This is a genomic window from Marinobacter sp. 1-4A, from assembly GCF_016597725.1.
GTDB lineage: Bacteria > Pseudomonadota > Gammaproteobacteria > Pseudomonadales > Oleiphilaceae > Marinobacter.
Window position 1 is genome coordinate 64854 of the sequence record NZ_VCGY01000001.1, and the last position, 14819, is coordinate 79672.

Consider the following 14819-nt stretch of genomic DNA (forward strand, 5'->3'; position numbering starts at 1 on the left):
CTTCGCAAGGCTTTTATAACTGTACGGCAAATCACGGATTCTGATCACAAACTCACGTTTACACCCTTGAAAAGCTGCGAAACAACCCGAATACTGGAGAGTAGTACCAGAATTCGGTCAGATAGAGATGCGTACTGATTGCTGTAACCTCAGACACACCTCGTACCTGAGCTCATCGCAGCAAGAGGCCAGACTATGAACCACCAAAACTTGCCTGCCGGGTACACCTCCCGCGCAGCGACCTTCACCAAAAACAGCACCAACATTGCAGCAGCGATTGCTGCAACACTCGCCGCAGCGGCTTCCATGCCAACGGTTGCAGGCGTTCAGTCCATGACCTCCGATGAAATGGTCGACACCTACGTGAAAGATTCTGCGGTGATTGTAGTACCAAGAGAAGGCCGCAAATCGGAAGCTGACCGCCAGCGCATTATCCGTGCCCTGACGATTTCCCCCGGCGAGCCGGTTATTACCGAAGCGGAAGAAGAAGCCTACCGGGAAGCCCTGCAACGATTGACCGAGGAAGGCAATTCAGACGCCCTTGCAAACGCAGAGGAAGAATTCCTGCGCCGTGCGCTGCTGCTTCCTCAGGAAGAGCTAGCCAGAGCCCAGCCGCCCGCTGAATTTACGCCCAACCTTCCACCCCTTATTTTTGGGCAACAGATGCAGATTCCGGATGAGCCTTTTACACAGTCGTTCCTTAACGACCAGCTCGGTATAGGCTTTGATGGGCAGAACCTGAACTTTTCGATTGGTACACCACCGGGTATAGACCGGATACAAATGCCACAAGGGATTAACGAAGGTCCGATTCAGCTAACGCCAAGACCGGGTGGTGGGTTTGATCTATCCATAAAGGTTCCGGATCAGTAGAGAATAAAGCACTTTATAAGATAAACCCCAAACTAAAAAACGGCAGCTTGACTATTCAAGCTGCCGTTTTTTTATTGCACTCTGGCTAGCGTCTTTCCAATTGCCTTCTACTGGAACGAAAAACGCCCCGCAATGCGGGGCGCTTTAACACTACTGGTGTTCAGGTCAGATTAGTGACCGTATACAGCCAGCTTGGTGTCGGTTACAGCCAAGTTGTCGATGGCCAGTGAACCGATGGAAGTACCACCGATCTCAACAGCACCGATGGTAACGTCCATGTAGACGTTGTTTACGTCGATACGCAGTACGTCAGTTGCGGTGGAAGCACCGAGACCCGCACCTTTGTAGATATCCAGATTTACGTTAGCAAATCCTGCAAGTACTTGGGCTTCTTGAGAAGTTGGAGCAAGTCCAAATTCACCGTCAGCGTCAGCAGACATCACAGATCCGTCACCATCGTAGTCGAAGTTTCCGCCTGCGCCGCTGATCGTGAGATCACGGATGCCAATACCCATGAACTCAACGTCGAAGTCCATATCAGTCACATCAAACGCTGCTACAAGGTTCAGGTGATCCGTAGCAGTATCAACCTGAATGTCCAACTGAGCCAGATTACCGTAGCCGCTCAGGTTAGAGATCAGCGTGGTGCTGTCTGAACCAGTTCCGCCAGCCAGCAGCTCCATGCTGCCAATTTCCAGACCCCAGTCGATCGGAGCGCCGTCAAGCGTGCTAACGTGAATTTTAGCGTCGCCGTCATCAAGAACGTCGATGTCAATTTTCAGTTGGTCCAACAGGTCGCCGTAGCCAGCAGTTGCGCCGTCAGCGGTTACACCAGCACCACCAAGTACGATGTCATTAACTGCGAAGGAACCTTCATCCGTGTACTTGAACTGACCAATGCTTACTTTGGTTTCCAGCTCAATGGTCACACCGGCCTGACCGGTTACGTCGCCCATTGCAGTGTCGTTCATAGCTTGCAGTTCAGCATTGGCTGCAAGAGGTGCTGCAGCAATAGCTGCTACTAGAGCAATTTTTTTCAGGCCTTTCATTTTATTCTCCTTAATAAACTCATACTTATTCTTGGTTGAGTTTTTAATTTTTGGGTGTGAAGTCCGTTACTCCACGCAGTCATTTAAGATTGTTTTACAGTCCTAGTCCGTGACTTCATTCACACTTCCTTAACACAACCTTTACAACCGGTAACAAACCACGATTGCGTCTCAAATCAATTTTCGCTGCTCGCACCACTGGTTTTGCTATCGTGGAAAATCTGGAAAGGCTTTTCGCTAGTCACCGGCTCTGCGTATGAGACTTTACCGTTTTCAACTTGATACGGAATGACTTTGTTTCCCGAAATGCCCAATCGGTGCTCGAACTCAACAACGAGCGCTTCGTCTTCGCTACCCTCGCGGATTTTCCCAGTGTATAAGATGACTGAGGCATGAATTTTCCCGGGTCGCGCAACGGATTTTAAAGCCGCACGATACATAAGAATTCGTATCTGCGCGGGTGCTCCATCGGCTTGCTCATCGATATTAATGCGCTTAACTGTTTTGCCGTCTTCTAGAAGCATCCATGCAGCAGGCATGTTCGGTTCTGAGTCCGTCAATGTCTCCGTATACTCATCCGTCGCCTGCTTCGTTAAATAGAGTATTTGCTGCTGACCAAGAACGGCGTATTTAGATAGTTCTTTCTTAATCGCCATCTCCTGCTCCTCAGTCAACTCACCCGAAGGCGCCGTTTGTGCGCTGGCCATGGGTATACCCATGGCAAAGATCAGCAAAAAAGCACGTAGCAGCGGTTTTCCAAGATAAGGCATGATTCTTGTTCCTGTTGTATTTGCGTTAATGGGTACGCTAAGGCTGGCCAACTCGGCTAGAATGCGGTTTTCCGAATCCGGGCTGGTAGCTGGTCGTTTTGTGGTTCTCCATTAGACCAGTGGCCCGCGGGAGCCGACAATGCCCGTTTTGTGGCCTGAGTATCATTCTTCTAATTAACCGGAGTTAATTTGCCACTTCCTGTTTCTTCCCTGCTTAGCCGTGAAGCCTACGAGCAATTGCTTGAGAACGCTGCCAACGAGCCGGACTTTGCCCATCTGGGCAGTACGGGAACAGGCCATGGCCGTGGATTGTTCAGAGGCTTTACCGCCTGCGCGATTACAACAAAGCGCGTAGATGCAAAGCCCAATGAGCCAATCAATACGAGACAGCTTTCCAGCGAAATGGAACGCCTGATTACACGTTACGAAGTTCCAGCTCAGGAGCCACAAGGCCTTCTAACAGGCGGCTGGGTCGGTTTTTTAGGTTACGAATTTGGATACATCAAAGAAAACCGGCTTGCCCGACTCTGTCCATTGCCAGCAACTCCCCTGCTCTTCGCTGGTTTCTATCTTTGGGCCGCCAGCCACAACCGGGCTACCGATACTTACCATCTTTGGATTCATCCGGAGTGCCCGGAAGATACCCGGCGTACCCTTGAGTCTTGGCAACACCAGATTCACCCAGAGCCGAGCGAGCGCACTAAACACTGGCGCATGATTTCACCGTTTAAAGCGCGCCAGCCAGCTGAAGCGTTTACTGCGGGTGTGGGGGTGGTTCAGGAGTACATTAACGCAGGTGACTGCTATCAAGTGAACCTGTCTCAAGAATTCAAAGGCCACTACAAAGGAAATCCTTGGCTGGCATTTCTAGCATTGGCAGAAGCTAACCCCACCCCTTATAGCGCATTCTTAAGAGTAGGATCGGGGGCCGTACTGTCTATTTCCCCCGAACGTTTTCTGGAAATTCGCGGCCGTACCGTTAAAACCAGCCCGATTAAAGGTACTCGACCAAGAGGCAAAACAGCTATCGAAGATGCGGCCTTTGCCGCTGACCTGGAAGCATCAGAAAAAGACCGCGCCGAGAATCTGATGATTGTGGACTTGCTGCGCAATGATCTGAGTGTTCACGCTGCGGCAGGGTCGGTAACAGTCGATAGCCTCTTTGCGCTTGAGTCTTACCGCAACGTACACCATCTGGTGAGCCATATTCGCGCCGAACTGGCGGAAGATGCTTTACCTATGCAGGTGTTATTCGATGCCTTTCCCGGAGGCTCTATTACGGGTGCACCAAAAATCCGAGCCATGGAAATTATTCGTGAGCTCGAACCCCATTGGCGTGGCCCGTATTGCGGATCGGTGTTTTATCGCAGCTTAGACGGCATTTTAGACAGCAACATTGCCATTCGGTCTATGCTGTGTGAAAGCAGTGAAGTTGAACCGGGAACTGAAGAACAAGGAAGCATTCGCTGCTGGGGTGGCGGAGGAATCGTTGCAGATTCCGACCCGGAGAGCGAATATCAGGAAACGCTCACCAAAGTGAAACCTTTGATGGATTTTCTGGAGAATCTGAACCGGAGCGACTGACTGCCACTCCGGTTCAATAGCTCCTACACATGAAGGCCTTAGTTAGCGTAGTGTGCTATCAAACGCTATGAACGGCACTCGCCTTCAGGAATTCCTTCTTCAGCTCCTCAAACTCCTGCACAGCCGGGTACTGAGGGAACTCGTCAATCACATTCTGGGGTGCGTGGAATAGAATGCCTGCTTCAGCCTGCCCCAGCATCGTGGTGTCGTTGTAGGAATCCCCTGTTGCGATTACGCGATAGTTTAGCAACTGGAAGGCACGCACCGACTGTCGCTTAGGGTCTCTCTGACGCAGCAGGTAGTTGGTAATCTGGCCGTTGTCTGCTACTTCCAGCTTGTGGCACAGCAACGCCGGGTACCCCAGCTTTTTCATCAAAGGCATGGCGAATTCGTAGAAGGTGTCAGACAGAATCACCACCTGAAACCGCTCGCGCAGCCAATCCAAAAATTCCCGTGCACCCGGTAGTGGGTCGAGTGTACTGATGACCTCCTGAATGGCTGGCAAACCGTAGCCATGCTCATCCAGAATACGCAGGCGCTGCTTCATAAGAACATCGTAATCAGGAATGTCGCGGGTGGTCGCCTTGAGCTCATCAATACCGGTTTTTTCTGCAAACGCGATCCAGATTTCCGGGATCAATACACCTTCAAGGTCAAGACATGCCAGTTCCACAGTGATCTCCTGATTCAATGTTGCAAGTTAGAATTCTCAAAAGGAGCAAGGCCCGCTCCCCTTTTATAGACGCGGTATCATAAGAAAAACACGCGGAGAATGCATCGTACATTGCAACAAAACAAGGAATTTACAGCCCATAACCACCCAATCTGGCATAACCATATAGATTGTCATTACTTCATGGAATTAGGAATTTAATGCTAACCTGCCACCAAATACGCATCAGGTAGTGATTTTTATGAGCAATATCCACGATCTACAGAGCGAACTGGCTGGCGAAAGCCCACGGGCCATTCTGAAGGCTGCCTTAAAGCGCTATGACAACATCGCTATTTCTTTCAGTGGCGCCGAAGACGTGGTGCTCATCGAAATGGCACACAAACTGACAGATAACCTAAAGGTGTTCACTCTCGATACCGGCCGCCTGCACCCGGAAACCTATGAGTTTGTTGAGCGCGTTCGCAAGCATTATGGCATCGACATCGAGGTGCTGTTCCCCGACGCCGACGACGTTCAAGATCTGGTAAGCAAAAAGGGGCTGTTCAGCTTTTACGAGGACGGCCACAGCGAGTGTTGCGGCATTCGCAAGGTAAACCCTCTCAAGCGCAAGCTTGCATGCGTCGATGCATGGATTACCGGCCAGCGTAAAGACCAGAGCCCGGGTACTCGCAACGAGGTTCCGGTTGTACAGGAAGATGCAACCTTCTCTGGCCCGAATAAAACACTGGTAAAGTTCAACCCACTGGCCAATTGGACATCAAAAGAAGTTTGGGACTACATCCGCATGTCAGAAGCCCCCTACAACAAGCTGCATGAAAAGGGCTTTGTCAGTATCGGATGCCAACCCTGCACTCGCCCGGTGTTGCCCGGGCAGCACGAACGGGAAGGCCGCTGGTGGTGGGAAGAAGCTACCCAGAAAGAATGCGGCCTACATGCGGGTAACGTGATCGCCCGCCAGTAAACATAGGCCGCCGATTGAGGCTATGTAAAACTGCCAGCCGTTTAAAACGTCGGCAGTTTTACATCTTTAAACAACGCTTCGATTTCACTGCGATTGCTCTGCCGCGCCACGGCCTCATCAACCGTTTCTTTGGTTAGGTGGGGAGCAAAGCGCTGGATAAACTCGTACATATAACCGCGCAAGAAGGTGCCCTTGCGGAAACCAATCCGCGTAACACTTGGGCTGAACAGTTTCTTCGCGTCCAGAGCGACCAAATCCGGATCGGCTTTGGGATCAAATGCCATGCTGGCGATTATTCCAACGCCTAGACCCAATCGCACATAGGTTTTGATAACGTCGGCATCCGCCGCTGTAAACACCACTTTGGGTGTTAAGCCTTTCGTTTTAAACGCCTCATCCAACTTCGACCGCCCGGTAAAGCCAAACACATAAGTTACCAGCGGGTACTCAGACAAAGCCTCCAGAGTCAGCTCTGGCAACTGCGTAAGCGGGTGGCCTTTGGGCACAATCACCGTGCGGTTCCACCGGTAGCAGGGCATCATGATAAGGTCGTTAAACAACTCCATAGCTTCTGTTGCAATGGCGAAATCAACGGCACCGTTTGCGGCCATTTCAGATATTTGCATGGGTGTGCCCTGATGCATATGCAAAGACACATCCGGATAGGATTCAATAAAACCACTGATCACAGGCGGAAGAGCGTAGCGCGCTTGGGTGTGGGTTGTGGCAATGCTCAGGTCGCCTTTACGTTGATTACTGAACTCCTGGGCAATCTTTTTAATTCCCTCAGCCCGACGTAGAATTTCTCCGGCCTCGCGAACAATGATTTCGCCACCCGGAGTGATGCGGGTAAGGTGCTTTCCGCTACGGGCGAAAATCTCAAGCCCTAACTCGTCTTCAAGAAGTCGGATTTGTTTGGAAATACCCGGCTGAGACGTAAAAAGGCTCTGGGCGGTTGCCGACACATTGAGATCATGGTGCGCAACTTCCCAAATATAGCGCAACTGTTGTAGTTTCATTGACTCTGTGGCTCCCTGAATGTCCGACCTTGGGCGGGCTGAATGTGGATGAAAGCGGGCAAACAAGGGCTAAGAATACGCATAAAAGACCCGCTTTTCATTCTTTTTTAGTATAGAAGAACTCTTTGATTCAGTTTAGACCAAAATCGCATCTCCGCAGCCTAAAACGCCCCTGTTTGTTTCTGCAGCCATTGACTTGCTAGAGACAAAGCACACAATTCAACATTATTCTTTTATTCGGTTCGCAGGACACCAATGCTGTTAACAACCAAATTCCTCAGGCCCGCCTCTGATTCAAGAGCCGTGCAGCGCGAACGGCTAAGTTCGCTGTTGGCACCAGGCCACCCAAAGCGCTTGAACCTTGTATTAGCGCCAGCAGGATTCGGTAAAACAACGCTGGTAAGTCAATGGTGCTCACGCACCAGTGGGCCAATTGCATGGCTATCTCTGGATGAGCACGACGATGACCCCCAGCGCTTTTGGCAGTATGTTGCAAGCGCATTCGAGCACGCGGGCCTTACCGGTTTAGAGCCATGCCATAAAAGCCTTTCTGGCAATACCGACGACAGTCTAAGCAGCGCCATAACCGCACTGGTTAATGCGCTGGCAGCCGATGGCAGCCCGTGGATTTTGGTACTGGATGACTTCCAGTTTGCTGCCAACGACCGAATTCATCGCCAGTTCGGGTATTTTATTGATTACCTGCCTGCCGGGGTTACCGTTACTTTGGCCTCCCGCACGGAACCTCCTCTGCCTTTGGCCCGTTGGCGCGTACGCCGATGGCTGCAGGAAATTCACCCGGCATTACTGGCTTTTTCCGAAGACGAATGCCGCGAGTTTTTTCACAACACAATGGGGCTTAGCATTTCAGAGAAAGATGTACAGGCTATCTGCCGCCGCACAGAGGGTTGGGTTGCAGCTATGCAGCTTTCGGCGCTTTCCGGAAGTGACAGCGGTTTGGAACAAAACAACCTTGCCACTGACTCAAATAGCCCACAGGCTGCCCTCAGCATCAATGAGCGGCACATTAGTGATTATGTTCTCAGCGAGGTGTTGGACAAACAGCCAGAAGATACGGTGGCCTTCCTTCTGGACACTTCGTGCTGCCCACGTTTGTGCGCCTCTTTGTGTGACACCCTTCGAGATACAAACGACAGTCAGGAAAAGCTGGAGAACCTTCTATCACAACATCTCTTCCTGATTCCTCTGGACAATCACAATGAATGGTTTCGGTATCACGATTTGTTTCGTGATGCTTTACTACAGAGAATCCGCCACGCCGACCCGGAACGGGCTCAGGTTCTCTGGCAACGGGCAGTGGAATGGTTGCTAAACCATGGGCAGGTTCAGGGAGCCATTGCCCAGATTGTGCAGGAGGAAGACTGGCCATGGTTGGCAAAGGTTCTCGCAACCCACGGTAACAACCTGATTCACGGAGGCTACCATCTACCGGTTCTAAACTGGCTCGATGCGCTGCCCGCAGAGCAGGTCGAGGAAAGCGCCCAATTGCAGATGTTGCGTGTATGGGGGCGTTTTTTCGCAAACCGGCTTGATCATCTTGAGCCCTTACTCGCCAATATTGAAGACTTGCTTGACCGCCACGTTGCCGACTCTGCCCCGGATGCTGAGGGGGCGCTTGGCCTGCAGAGCGAAGTATCTCTTGTGCGCTCCTACCTCGCCCGCTCTCGTAGCGATGATAAAAGCGCAAGTGACCTAACCAAACAAGTTCTAGCGGACATAGACCACACGCGAATTCCGCTGAAATCGGTAACCTATTACGGCATTGGATTGGACGATTATGGCAAAGGCGACCTACCCGGTGCCGAGAACACGCTGAAATCTGCCGTCCATTACGGACAGGTTGAACGCAAACCAAGCACAGTTCTCTCCAGCGGAGGCCTGCTGGCTTGGATACAGTACAACCGGGGCGATATGGATCTCGCTCTGGACACGTGCACAGAGGTGCGCAAGTGGGTAGACCAGCATTACTCAGACCCGAGCCAACCAAGGCTTATCTCATGCTGGCTTAGCGCCGCACTGACCGAGATTTTCCGGGAGCGCAACCAGCTCAGAGATGCAGCCGCCCATCTCGAACCTTTGCTAGAGCATATCAACAAAGGCGCTGAGCCAGGGCAACACATTATTATTCAGCATGTTCGCGGGCACCTCGCCTTCAGCGACGGCCGCTATAAAGACGCCATAGGCTATCTCGAAGATGCCGAGCAAGTGGGGCGAAAGCGCAGGGAGCACATTGTCTTTGAGCCGCCCGCCAGTTCTGCCCTGCTAGCCCGATGTTTTCTGGCAGAGGGCCAGCCCGGCGAGGCTCGGCGAATTCTAGAGTCGGTCGAAAGCCAAACCATTACCAACCCGCTGAACCGAGAACAAAATAGCATCAGCTACGCCCGGCTGCTGGTTGCCGAGGGCAAGCCAGAACAGGCGCTGGAGATTTTGGAAGCGCTTATATCAGACGCCCAGCGAAACGAGCACAACCGGCACATGGTAGAAGCGCTGCTAGTGTCCGGCGAAGCTTTGGCGCAGCTATATCGTGATAAAGAGTGTCAGGATCGACTGGCACAAGCTGTTGGCATGGCTGCCGAGGCGGGCTTTTTGAGACTTTTTGCCGAGGAAAGCCCCCGGCTGCAAGAGCTTTTACTTGCATCCGCCATGGTAAAAACCGGCGGCAGCTGGCATATAAGCCTTACCGACATGCTCTTGAGCCCGAAAACTGAAAACGCGAGTGACAAAAAAGAGCAAACAGCTGCACCGAACACTCAGCCGGACCATCGCCAAACCGCCGCAGGCGATTCTGTCAAAAAGCTTGCAGAGCCTCTTAGCCAACGTGAGCTGGAGGTGCTGGAACTCATTAACGCTGGGTATTCGAACAAGGATATTGCGGCCAGTATGGGCGTAGCACCTGCAACAGTAAAAGCGCACATAAGAAATCTATACGGCAAACTCGGTGTAGGTAGGAGAACAGAAGCGCTTGTCCGGGCTCGGGAACTGGGCATCCTCACGCAATAATGTGTAGGAACTTTGTGATGCGCATCACACTTTATTCGAAATTATTATTCGGGCTACGCCCTTTGGACGATTCGGCTACGCCCCCTACTCCCTTATTATTGTTTCAACGGTGAGGCAAGCCCTCACTACTGATTTCTGAAACTTCAGGCCTTCAGACTTCTTATTGCGTTTTATCTCTACGCACGGGTTCTTTCAGAACCCTTTGTAAAAGCCAGCCCACGGGCTGGCTTCTTTTTTACCGCTCAATAATACGCCGGAACGGTGGTAACGAATCCAGCAGCAACTGCCCGTAGCGTCTTGCGACAATACGACGATCAAGAATGCTCACCCTGCCCGTATCTTCTTCCGTCCGTAGCAGCCTACCCACCGCTTGCACCAACTTGATGGACGCATCCGGCACGGTAATTTCCATAAAGGGGTTACCACCACGCTGGCTGATCCATTCAGCCAAACCAGCTTCAATGGGGTCGTCTGGAACCGAGAAAGGTAACCGGGTAATCACCACGTGGTGCAGATACTTGCCGGGCAAATCGATACCCTCTGCAAAGCTGGCCACGCCAAATAAAACGCTGGCCCTGCCTTCATCAATGCGGCTCCTGTGTTGGCGCAGCACTTCACCCCGGGACATATCGTCCTGGGTAATGATCAGGTCTGGATATTCCGGTGCCAGTGCATCTCGCACTTGGTGCATCTGTCGGCGCGAGGTAAACAACACGAGTGTGGCGGTTTCACCGGCCCATACATGCGGTAAACGTTTAATCAGCTCGTCGGCAAATCCATCATCGGTAGGCATACACGCCATGGACGGTACTTCAACCGTGGCCATTTCTGCGTAGCGGAAGGAACTGGGCACGACCAGCAAACGGCTTGCCTCCGGCAACCCAGCTCTGGCCTGAAGCCGGTCGAAACGGCCAAGCGCTGTCAGTGTGGCACTGGTAAGCACGGCGCCGTAGGCTCGTGACCACAGCCTTGAATAAAGCAAATTATTAGCCAACACTGGCGAACTGTACAAAGTGATATCTTCTGCATGGTCCCAGCGCTGCCGCACGCTCCAACGGGCAGGAGGGGGGCTTTTGTGTGATGGGCTTTGTGGTTTGGGGTCACTGTTGGCTTGCTCGCTGTCTTCAGCCACCTTCGGGCCGCCAATCTGTTCCGTCCAAGCTGTCCACAGCCGCAACTGATCCTCGGAACGGCTATGAAAGGCGCCAATGACCGGGTACCAGGCTTCCGCCGTATCCCGGTCAATTTCATGCTGTTTCCGTTCATCAAACGCACCTTGCAACTCGTCGGCTAGCGCGCCCAAATGGCGCACCAGATTAGCGGTGGCAATACGGCTTTCGGCCGCCAGTTCAGCCAAGGCCTCCGGCAACTCACCTTCTGGGTAACGCCACTGGGCTGAGCGCCTTTCCTCGTTAAACTCCCACCCGGTATTCTGCTCCGTTTCTTCGTAAACGCGGGCCAACACCAAGTCCACATCGCGAGAGGCCGAGCTGATTCGGTCAACCGTTTTAGCGGCTTGAGTTGCGGGCGCAAAATAGGGCTGCATTTTGGCCAGCATCTGGGATAACTGCTTCAGCCATTGCCGGGTAGAGTTTAGCGGGACAGCTGCCGCGAAGTGATTCAGCGCCTTGTCTGGCAGATGGTGAGCTTCATCAAAGATAAACAACGCGTTTTCGGGCTCTGGCAGGATAGCACCACCCCCCAGAGCCAGATCGGCAAGAACAAGGTCGTGGTTTGCCACCACTATATCTACTTCATCCAAGTCCTTTCTGGCATCAAAAAATGCGCAGCTGTCGAAGTAACTGCAGTGCCGGTTAGTACACTGACGATGATCGGTCGTTACCTGCCGCCAAATCTCGTCGGGTATCTGCTCCGGCCAGTGGTCTCTGTCTCCGTCCCATTTACGGGAGCCATAACTTGCCAGCATTTCCTCAAAGAATGCCCGGGTGCCGGGCTCTTCTGTACCGGGACTATCCAGAAGAAAAAGCGGCATGGTATCGCTGTCGCCGTTGCCTTCGTCGTGCAACCGGGATTCCAAACGGGACATGCACAAATACCGGCCACGGCCTTTGGCCAGCGTCCAGCTAAAATCCATCTTACTGTGCTTTTTCAAATCCGGAAGGTCTTTCAGAACAATCTGGTCTTGCAGCGCTACAGTGGCAGTTGAAATCACCAAGGTTTTGCCCAGTGCCCGGGCCACGGGAATCGCCGCAATCAAATAGGCCAGAGTTTTACCGGTACCTGTTCCTGCTTCAACCACGCAAGCCGCTGGAGGCGAGGTACGCTGACCATCGTTTTCAGTGATCTCGCCCATGTATTTGGCAATTTCGGCAATCATTAAGCGCTGACCGTAGCGGGCACGCACGCCCTTACCTGCGAGTACTTCCCGATAACTTTGCTGGATTTGCTGCTTTATGTCCTCGGTTAATGCCATCAGCGCGGGCTCACCCAGTCGCGAACAACACCCACGCGGAAGGTTCTACCCTGTTTACTAAGCACAACGCCATTTTCTGTGACCTCTTCTACCGTAATACCGGAAAAAGATTCACCTTGGCTAAGATAGTGGCCATTGATCATCACCCGGCTGGCGTAGGGGTCTGTTGAATAGATATGGCTGTTGAACATCAAGTCGGGAATACTCTTCTGAAAGGAAAGGGGTAACTCCACCAAGTGCGGGACTCGCGGCCTGACGCCGCTCTGGCTGACAGCGGGCATTGAGCGCTCCGGACGCAGCGAGGGCGTAATAATAGTGGGCCGCTCGCGGACAGGCTCTATTACGGGCTCCGCCACCCGCTCCGGTTGCTGGGCAACATCGGGCTCTTGCACAGGCATGGGATCAGGCTTTGGCTCAGGCTTTGGTTCAGGCTTAGCTGCACGAACAGGACTGGTTGCGTCACTGGCAGGCACTTGCGTTGCTTCGAGCTCTGGCGTTGTTCGCTCCGGCCAGAACACGACCGCCAATACTCCGGCGTTGACCATTAATGCCAGTGCAACCCAAACCACGGGTGAGGTTCGCCGTTTCTTGGGGCGATGTATCAGTTGTACCTGTTGCCCGAGGTCCGGAGCCTTGCCCTGACGGCGCTCTGTTTCCGATTTCCTGAGGGCATCAAGAATATAGGACATAGTCTATCCCTTGCCTTCGGGCTTTGTGCCCACAAGTCGAGGACCCTCTGCATTAAGATCGTTGTTGATCTGAATAACCGTCATGGCACCCGAAATGCCGTCAACGGTCAGCCCCCGTAACGACTGGTACCAACGCACCTGTTGTTGGGCAGACATACGCTTGATTCTAGCGGCGTCGGCGGGCGACTCTCCGTAGGTATCCGCAAGCTCCATCATGCGAACACCAATCCATAGCTCCTCGCCCGCAACATCGTTTTCATCCACCCGGGTATTCACGTAATCCGGCAACTGCCATAACACCCGGTACTCCCCGAACCAAAAGGATTCGAGACTGGAAAACGACACGCTAACCAAGCCCTCAGGCAAGGCAATTTGAGCAACATCGCCGTCAATATGCCGCAACACTGCGTAGCCTCGATTACCCGCCTCATCTTGCAGCATCAGCATGGCTGGCCTGTTGAGAAATTCCAAACTTCGGCGGCTACCCTGTCGCTCTAAACAATCAAGGCCGGAAGCTCGGGCAAACTCACAGGCAATCGGCGATTCCAAAGGGCTGTACGCAAGGCCCCATATATCAAACAACTCGCGGAAGGCGGCTGGCAAGCTCAACGCCTGTTCCGGAAACCGGAAAGGGTTTGGTGCTTTGGCAGGAGGGGTATCATCCGCCACAGCGGGGAGTTGATCCTCGTCTTTTGTGCCCAACATGTCGTCACGCTGCACGGTTCTAACCAGCTCTACCGGCGCTGCGTCTACCTGCGTTATCACATCCGGTGCCGACCATTGCTGGTACACCCAAAAGGTAGTGATGATCGCCAACAGAACAGACGCGGCGAGCACAAGGTAGCGGGACAAGTCCGGTTTTAATCCCGTGCCGGAAGGCTTCGGCCCTAGGTTTTTGTTGCCCGCAACCTCTTTTGCCGCCTGCCGGATGTGGGCGGCGGTTACCTCGTGTTCCCCTTCTGCGTAGGCGCCGAGCAGAGCACGGTCACTGATTAGGTTGATCAGACGAGGTATACCATTACTCAAACGGTATAGCTTGCGGACAGCGGCAGGCGCAAATACATCACCGCGCATACCCGCAACCCCAAGCCGATAGCTTAGGTATAGCGGTAGCTCGTCACTGCTGATGGCATCCAGATGGTACCGGGCGGTTACCCGCTGGTTAAGTTGGCGCAGCTTAGGCAACGCGAGTATTTGCTGCAATTCTGGCTGGCCCAGCAGCACAATTTGAAGAAGCTTCTTTTCTGCGGTCTCAAGATTGGTTAAAAGGCGAAGCTGCTCAAGCACATCGGCAGACAGGTTCTGGGCTTCGTCGATCATCAAAACCTTATGCCGACCCGCCGCGTGAGCTTTCAGCAGGTTCTGGTTTATCAGATCCACCATCTGTTTGATGGTGGCCCCCGACGGATGGGCTATCTCCAATTCATCACAAATGGCGGAGAGCAATTCCCGGGCAGAAAGCCTAGGGTTGAGAATAAGGGCAATGTCGACATGAGCCGGAGCGTTTTCTATGAAACAACGGCTCACAGTGGTTTTACCGGTGCCAACTTCGCCGGTAATAACAATAAAGCCGCCCTGCCCCTGAACGCCATACATTAGGTGCGCAAGCGCCTCTTTGTGGCGTTCACTCAAATAAAGATAACGGGGGTCGGGCGCAATCGAGAACGGCGGTTCTCTGAAGCCGAAGAAGTCGTAATACATGGGCGTCCAGTCTAATACTCAGGCGCCGGGCTGATCGGCCAA

Annotated in this window: 11 protein-coding genes; 4 read left to right on the forward strand and 7 right to left on the reverse strand. The window is 52.9% G+C overall.

Going from position 1 to position 14819, the window contains the following annotated elements; translation table 11 throughout:
* The first annotated feature begins 306 nt into the window (after positions 1-306).
* A complete protein-coding gene (locus FE845_RS00270) occupies positions 307-873 on the forward strand; it encodes a hypothetical protein (RefSeq protein ID WP_200361828.1) in 567 nt (188 codons plus the stop codon).
* Positions 874-1043: 170 nt separating this feature from the next.
* Here the strand turns inward: FE845_RS00270 and FE845_RS00275 are convergent, their stop codons facing one another.
* The gene (locus FE845_RS00275; protein ID WP_200360673.1) at positions 1044-1922 is read right to left on the reverse strand and encodes a DUF6160 family protein; all 879 of its coding nucleotides are present in this window, start codon (positions 1920-1922) and stop codon (positions 1044-1046) included.
* 176 nt (positions 1923-2098) lie between these two features.
* Positions 2099-2692 (reverse strand): hypothetical protein, encoded by a 594-nt coding sequence (locus FE845_RS00280; protein ID WP_200360675.1) that lies wholly within the window; start codon positions 2690-2692, stop codon positions 2099-2101.
* Between the two features lie 189 nt (positions 2693-2881).
* Between FE845_RS00280 and pabB the strand changes: the two genes are divergently transcribed.
* Positions 2882-4276 (forward strand): aminodeoxychorismate synthase component I, encoded by a 1395-nt coding sequence (gene pabB, locus FE845_RS00285; RefSeq protein WP_200360677.1) that lies wholly within the window; start codon positions 2882-2884, stop codon positions 4274-4276.
* Positions 4277-4334: 58 nt separating this feature from the next.
* Here pabB and thrH read toward each other — a convergent pair whose 3' ends face one another.
* Positions 4335-4949, reverse strand: a complete 615-nt coding sequence (thrH, locus tag FE845_RS00290) for a bifunctional phosphoserine phosphatase/homoserine phosphotransferase ThrH (RefSeq protein WP_200360679.1) — start codon at positions 4947-4949, stop codon at positions 4335-4337.
* A 241-nt stretch (positions 4950-5190) separates the two neighbouring features.
* Between thrH and FE845_RS00295 the strand changes: the two genes are divergently transcribed.
* Positions 5191-5913, forward strand: coding sequence for a phosphoadenylyl-sulfate reductase (locus FE845_RS00295; protein WP_200360681.1), 723 nt, complete (start codon positions 5191-5193; stop codon positions 5911-5913).
* Between the two features lie 41 nt (positions 5914-5954).
* Here FE845_RS00295 and cysB read toward each other — a convergent pair whose 3' ends face one another.
* Complete coding sequence (gene cysB / locus FE845_RS00300) at positions 5955-6932, reverse strand: HTH-type transcriptional regulator CysB (protein ID WP_200360690.1); 978 nt, start codon at positions 6930-6932, stop codon at positions 5955-5957.
* Between the two features lie 255 nt (positions 6933-7187).
* On the opposite strand from cysB, the gene FE845_RS00305 reads away from it, so the two are divergent.
* Complete coding sequence (locus FE845_RS00305; RefSeq protein ID WP_200360697.1) at positions 7188-9953, forward strand: LuxR C-terminal-related transcriptional regulator; 2766 nt, start codon at positions 7188-7190, stop codon at positions 9951-9953.
* Positions 9954-10188: 235 nt separating this feature from the next.
* On the opposite strand, the gene dinG is transcribed toward FE845_RS00305, so the two are convergent.
* From dinG to FE845_RS00320, 3 genes are read right to left on the reverse strand one after another with little or no spacing between them, the layout of a single operon-like run.
* On the reverse strand, positions 10189-12387 hold the full coding sequence (gene dinG, locus FE845_RS00310; RefSeq protein WP_200360699.1) for an ATP-dependent DNA helicase DinG: 2199 nt from the start codon (positions 12385-12387) through the stop codon (positions 10189-10191).
* Positions 12387-13076: a general secretion pathway protein GspB gene (locus FE845_RS00315; RefSeq protein ID WP_200360701.1), complete on the reverse strand. Its 690-nt coding sequence runs from the start codon at positions 13074-13076 to the stop codon at positions 12387-12389. Before FE845_RS00315 ends, dinG begins: the two co-directional genes overlap by 1 nt.
* A 3-nt stretch (positions 13077-13079) precedes the next feature.
* The gene (locus tag FE845_RS00320; RefSeq protein ID WP_200360703.1) at positions 13080-14777 is read right to left on the reverse strand and encodes an ExeA family protein; all 1698 of its coding nucleotides are present in this window, start codon (positions 14775-14777) and stop codon (positions 13080-13082) included.
* Positions 14778-14819: the final 42 nt, after the last annotated feature.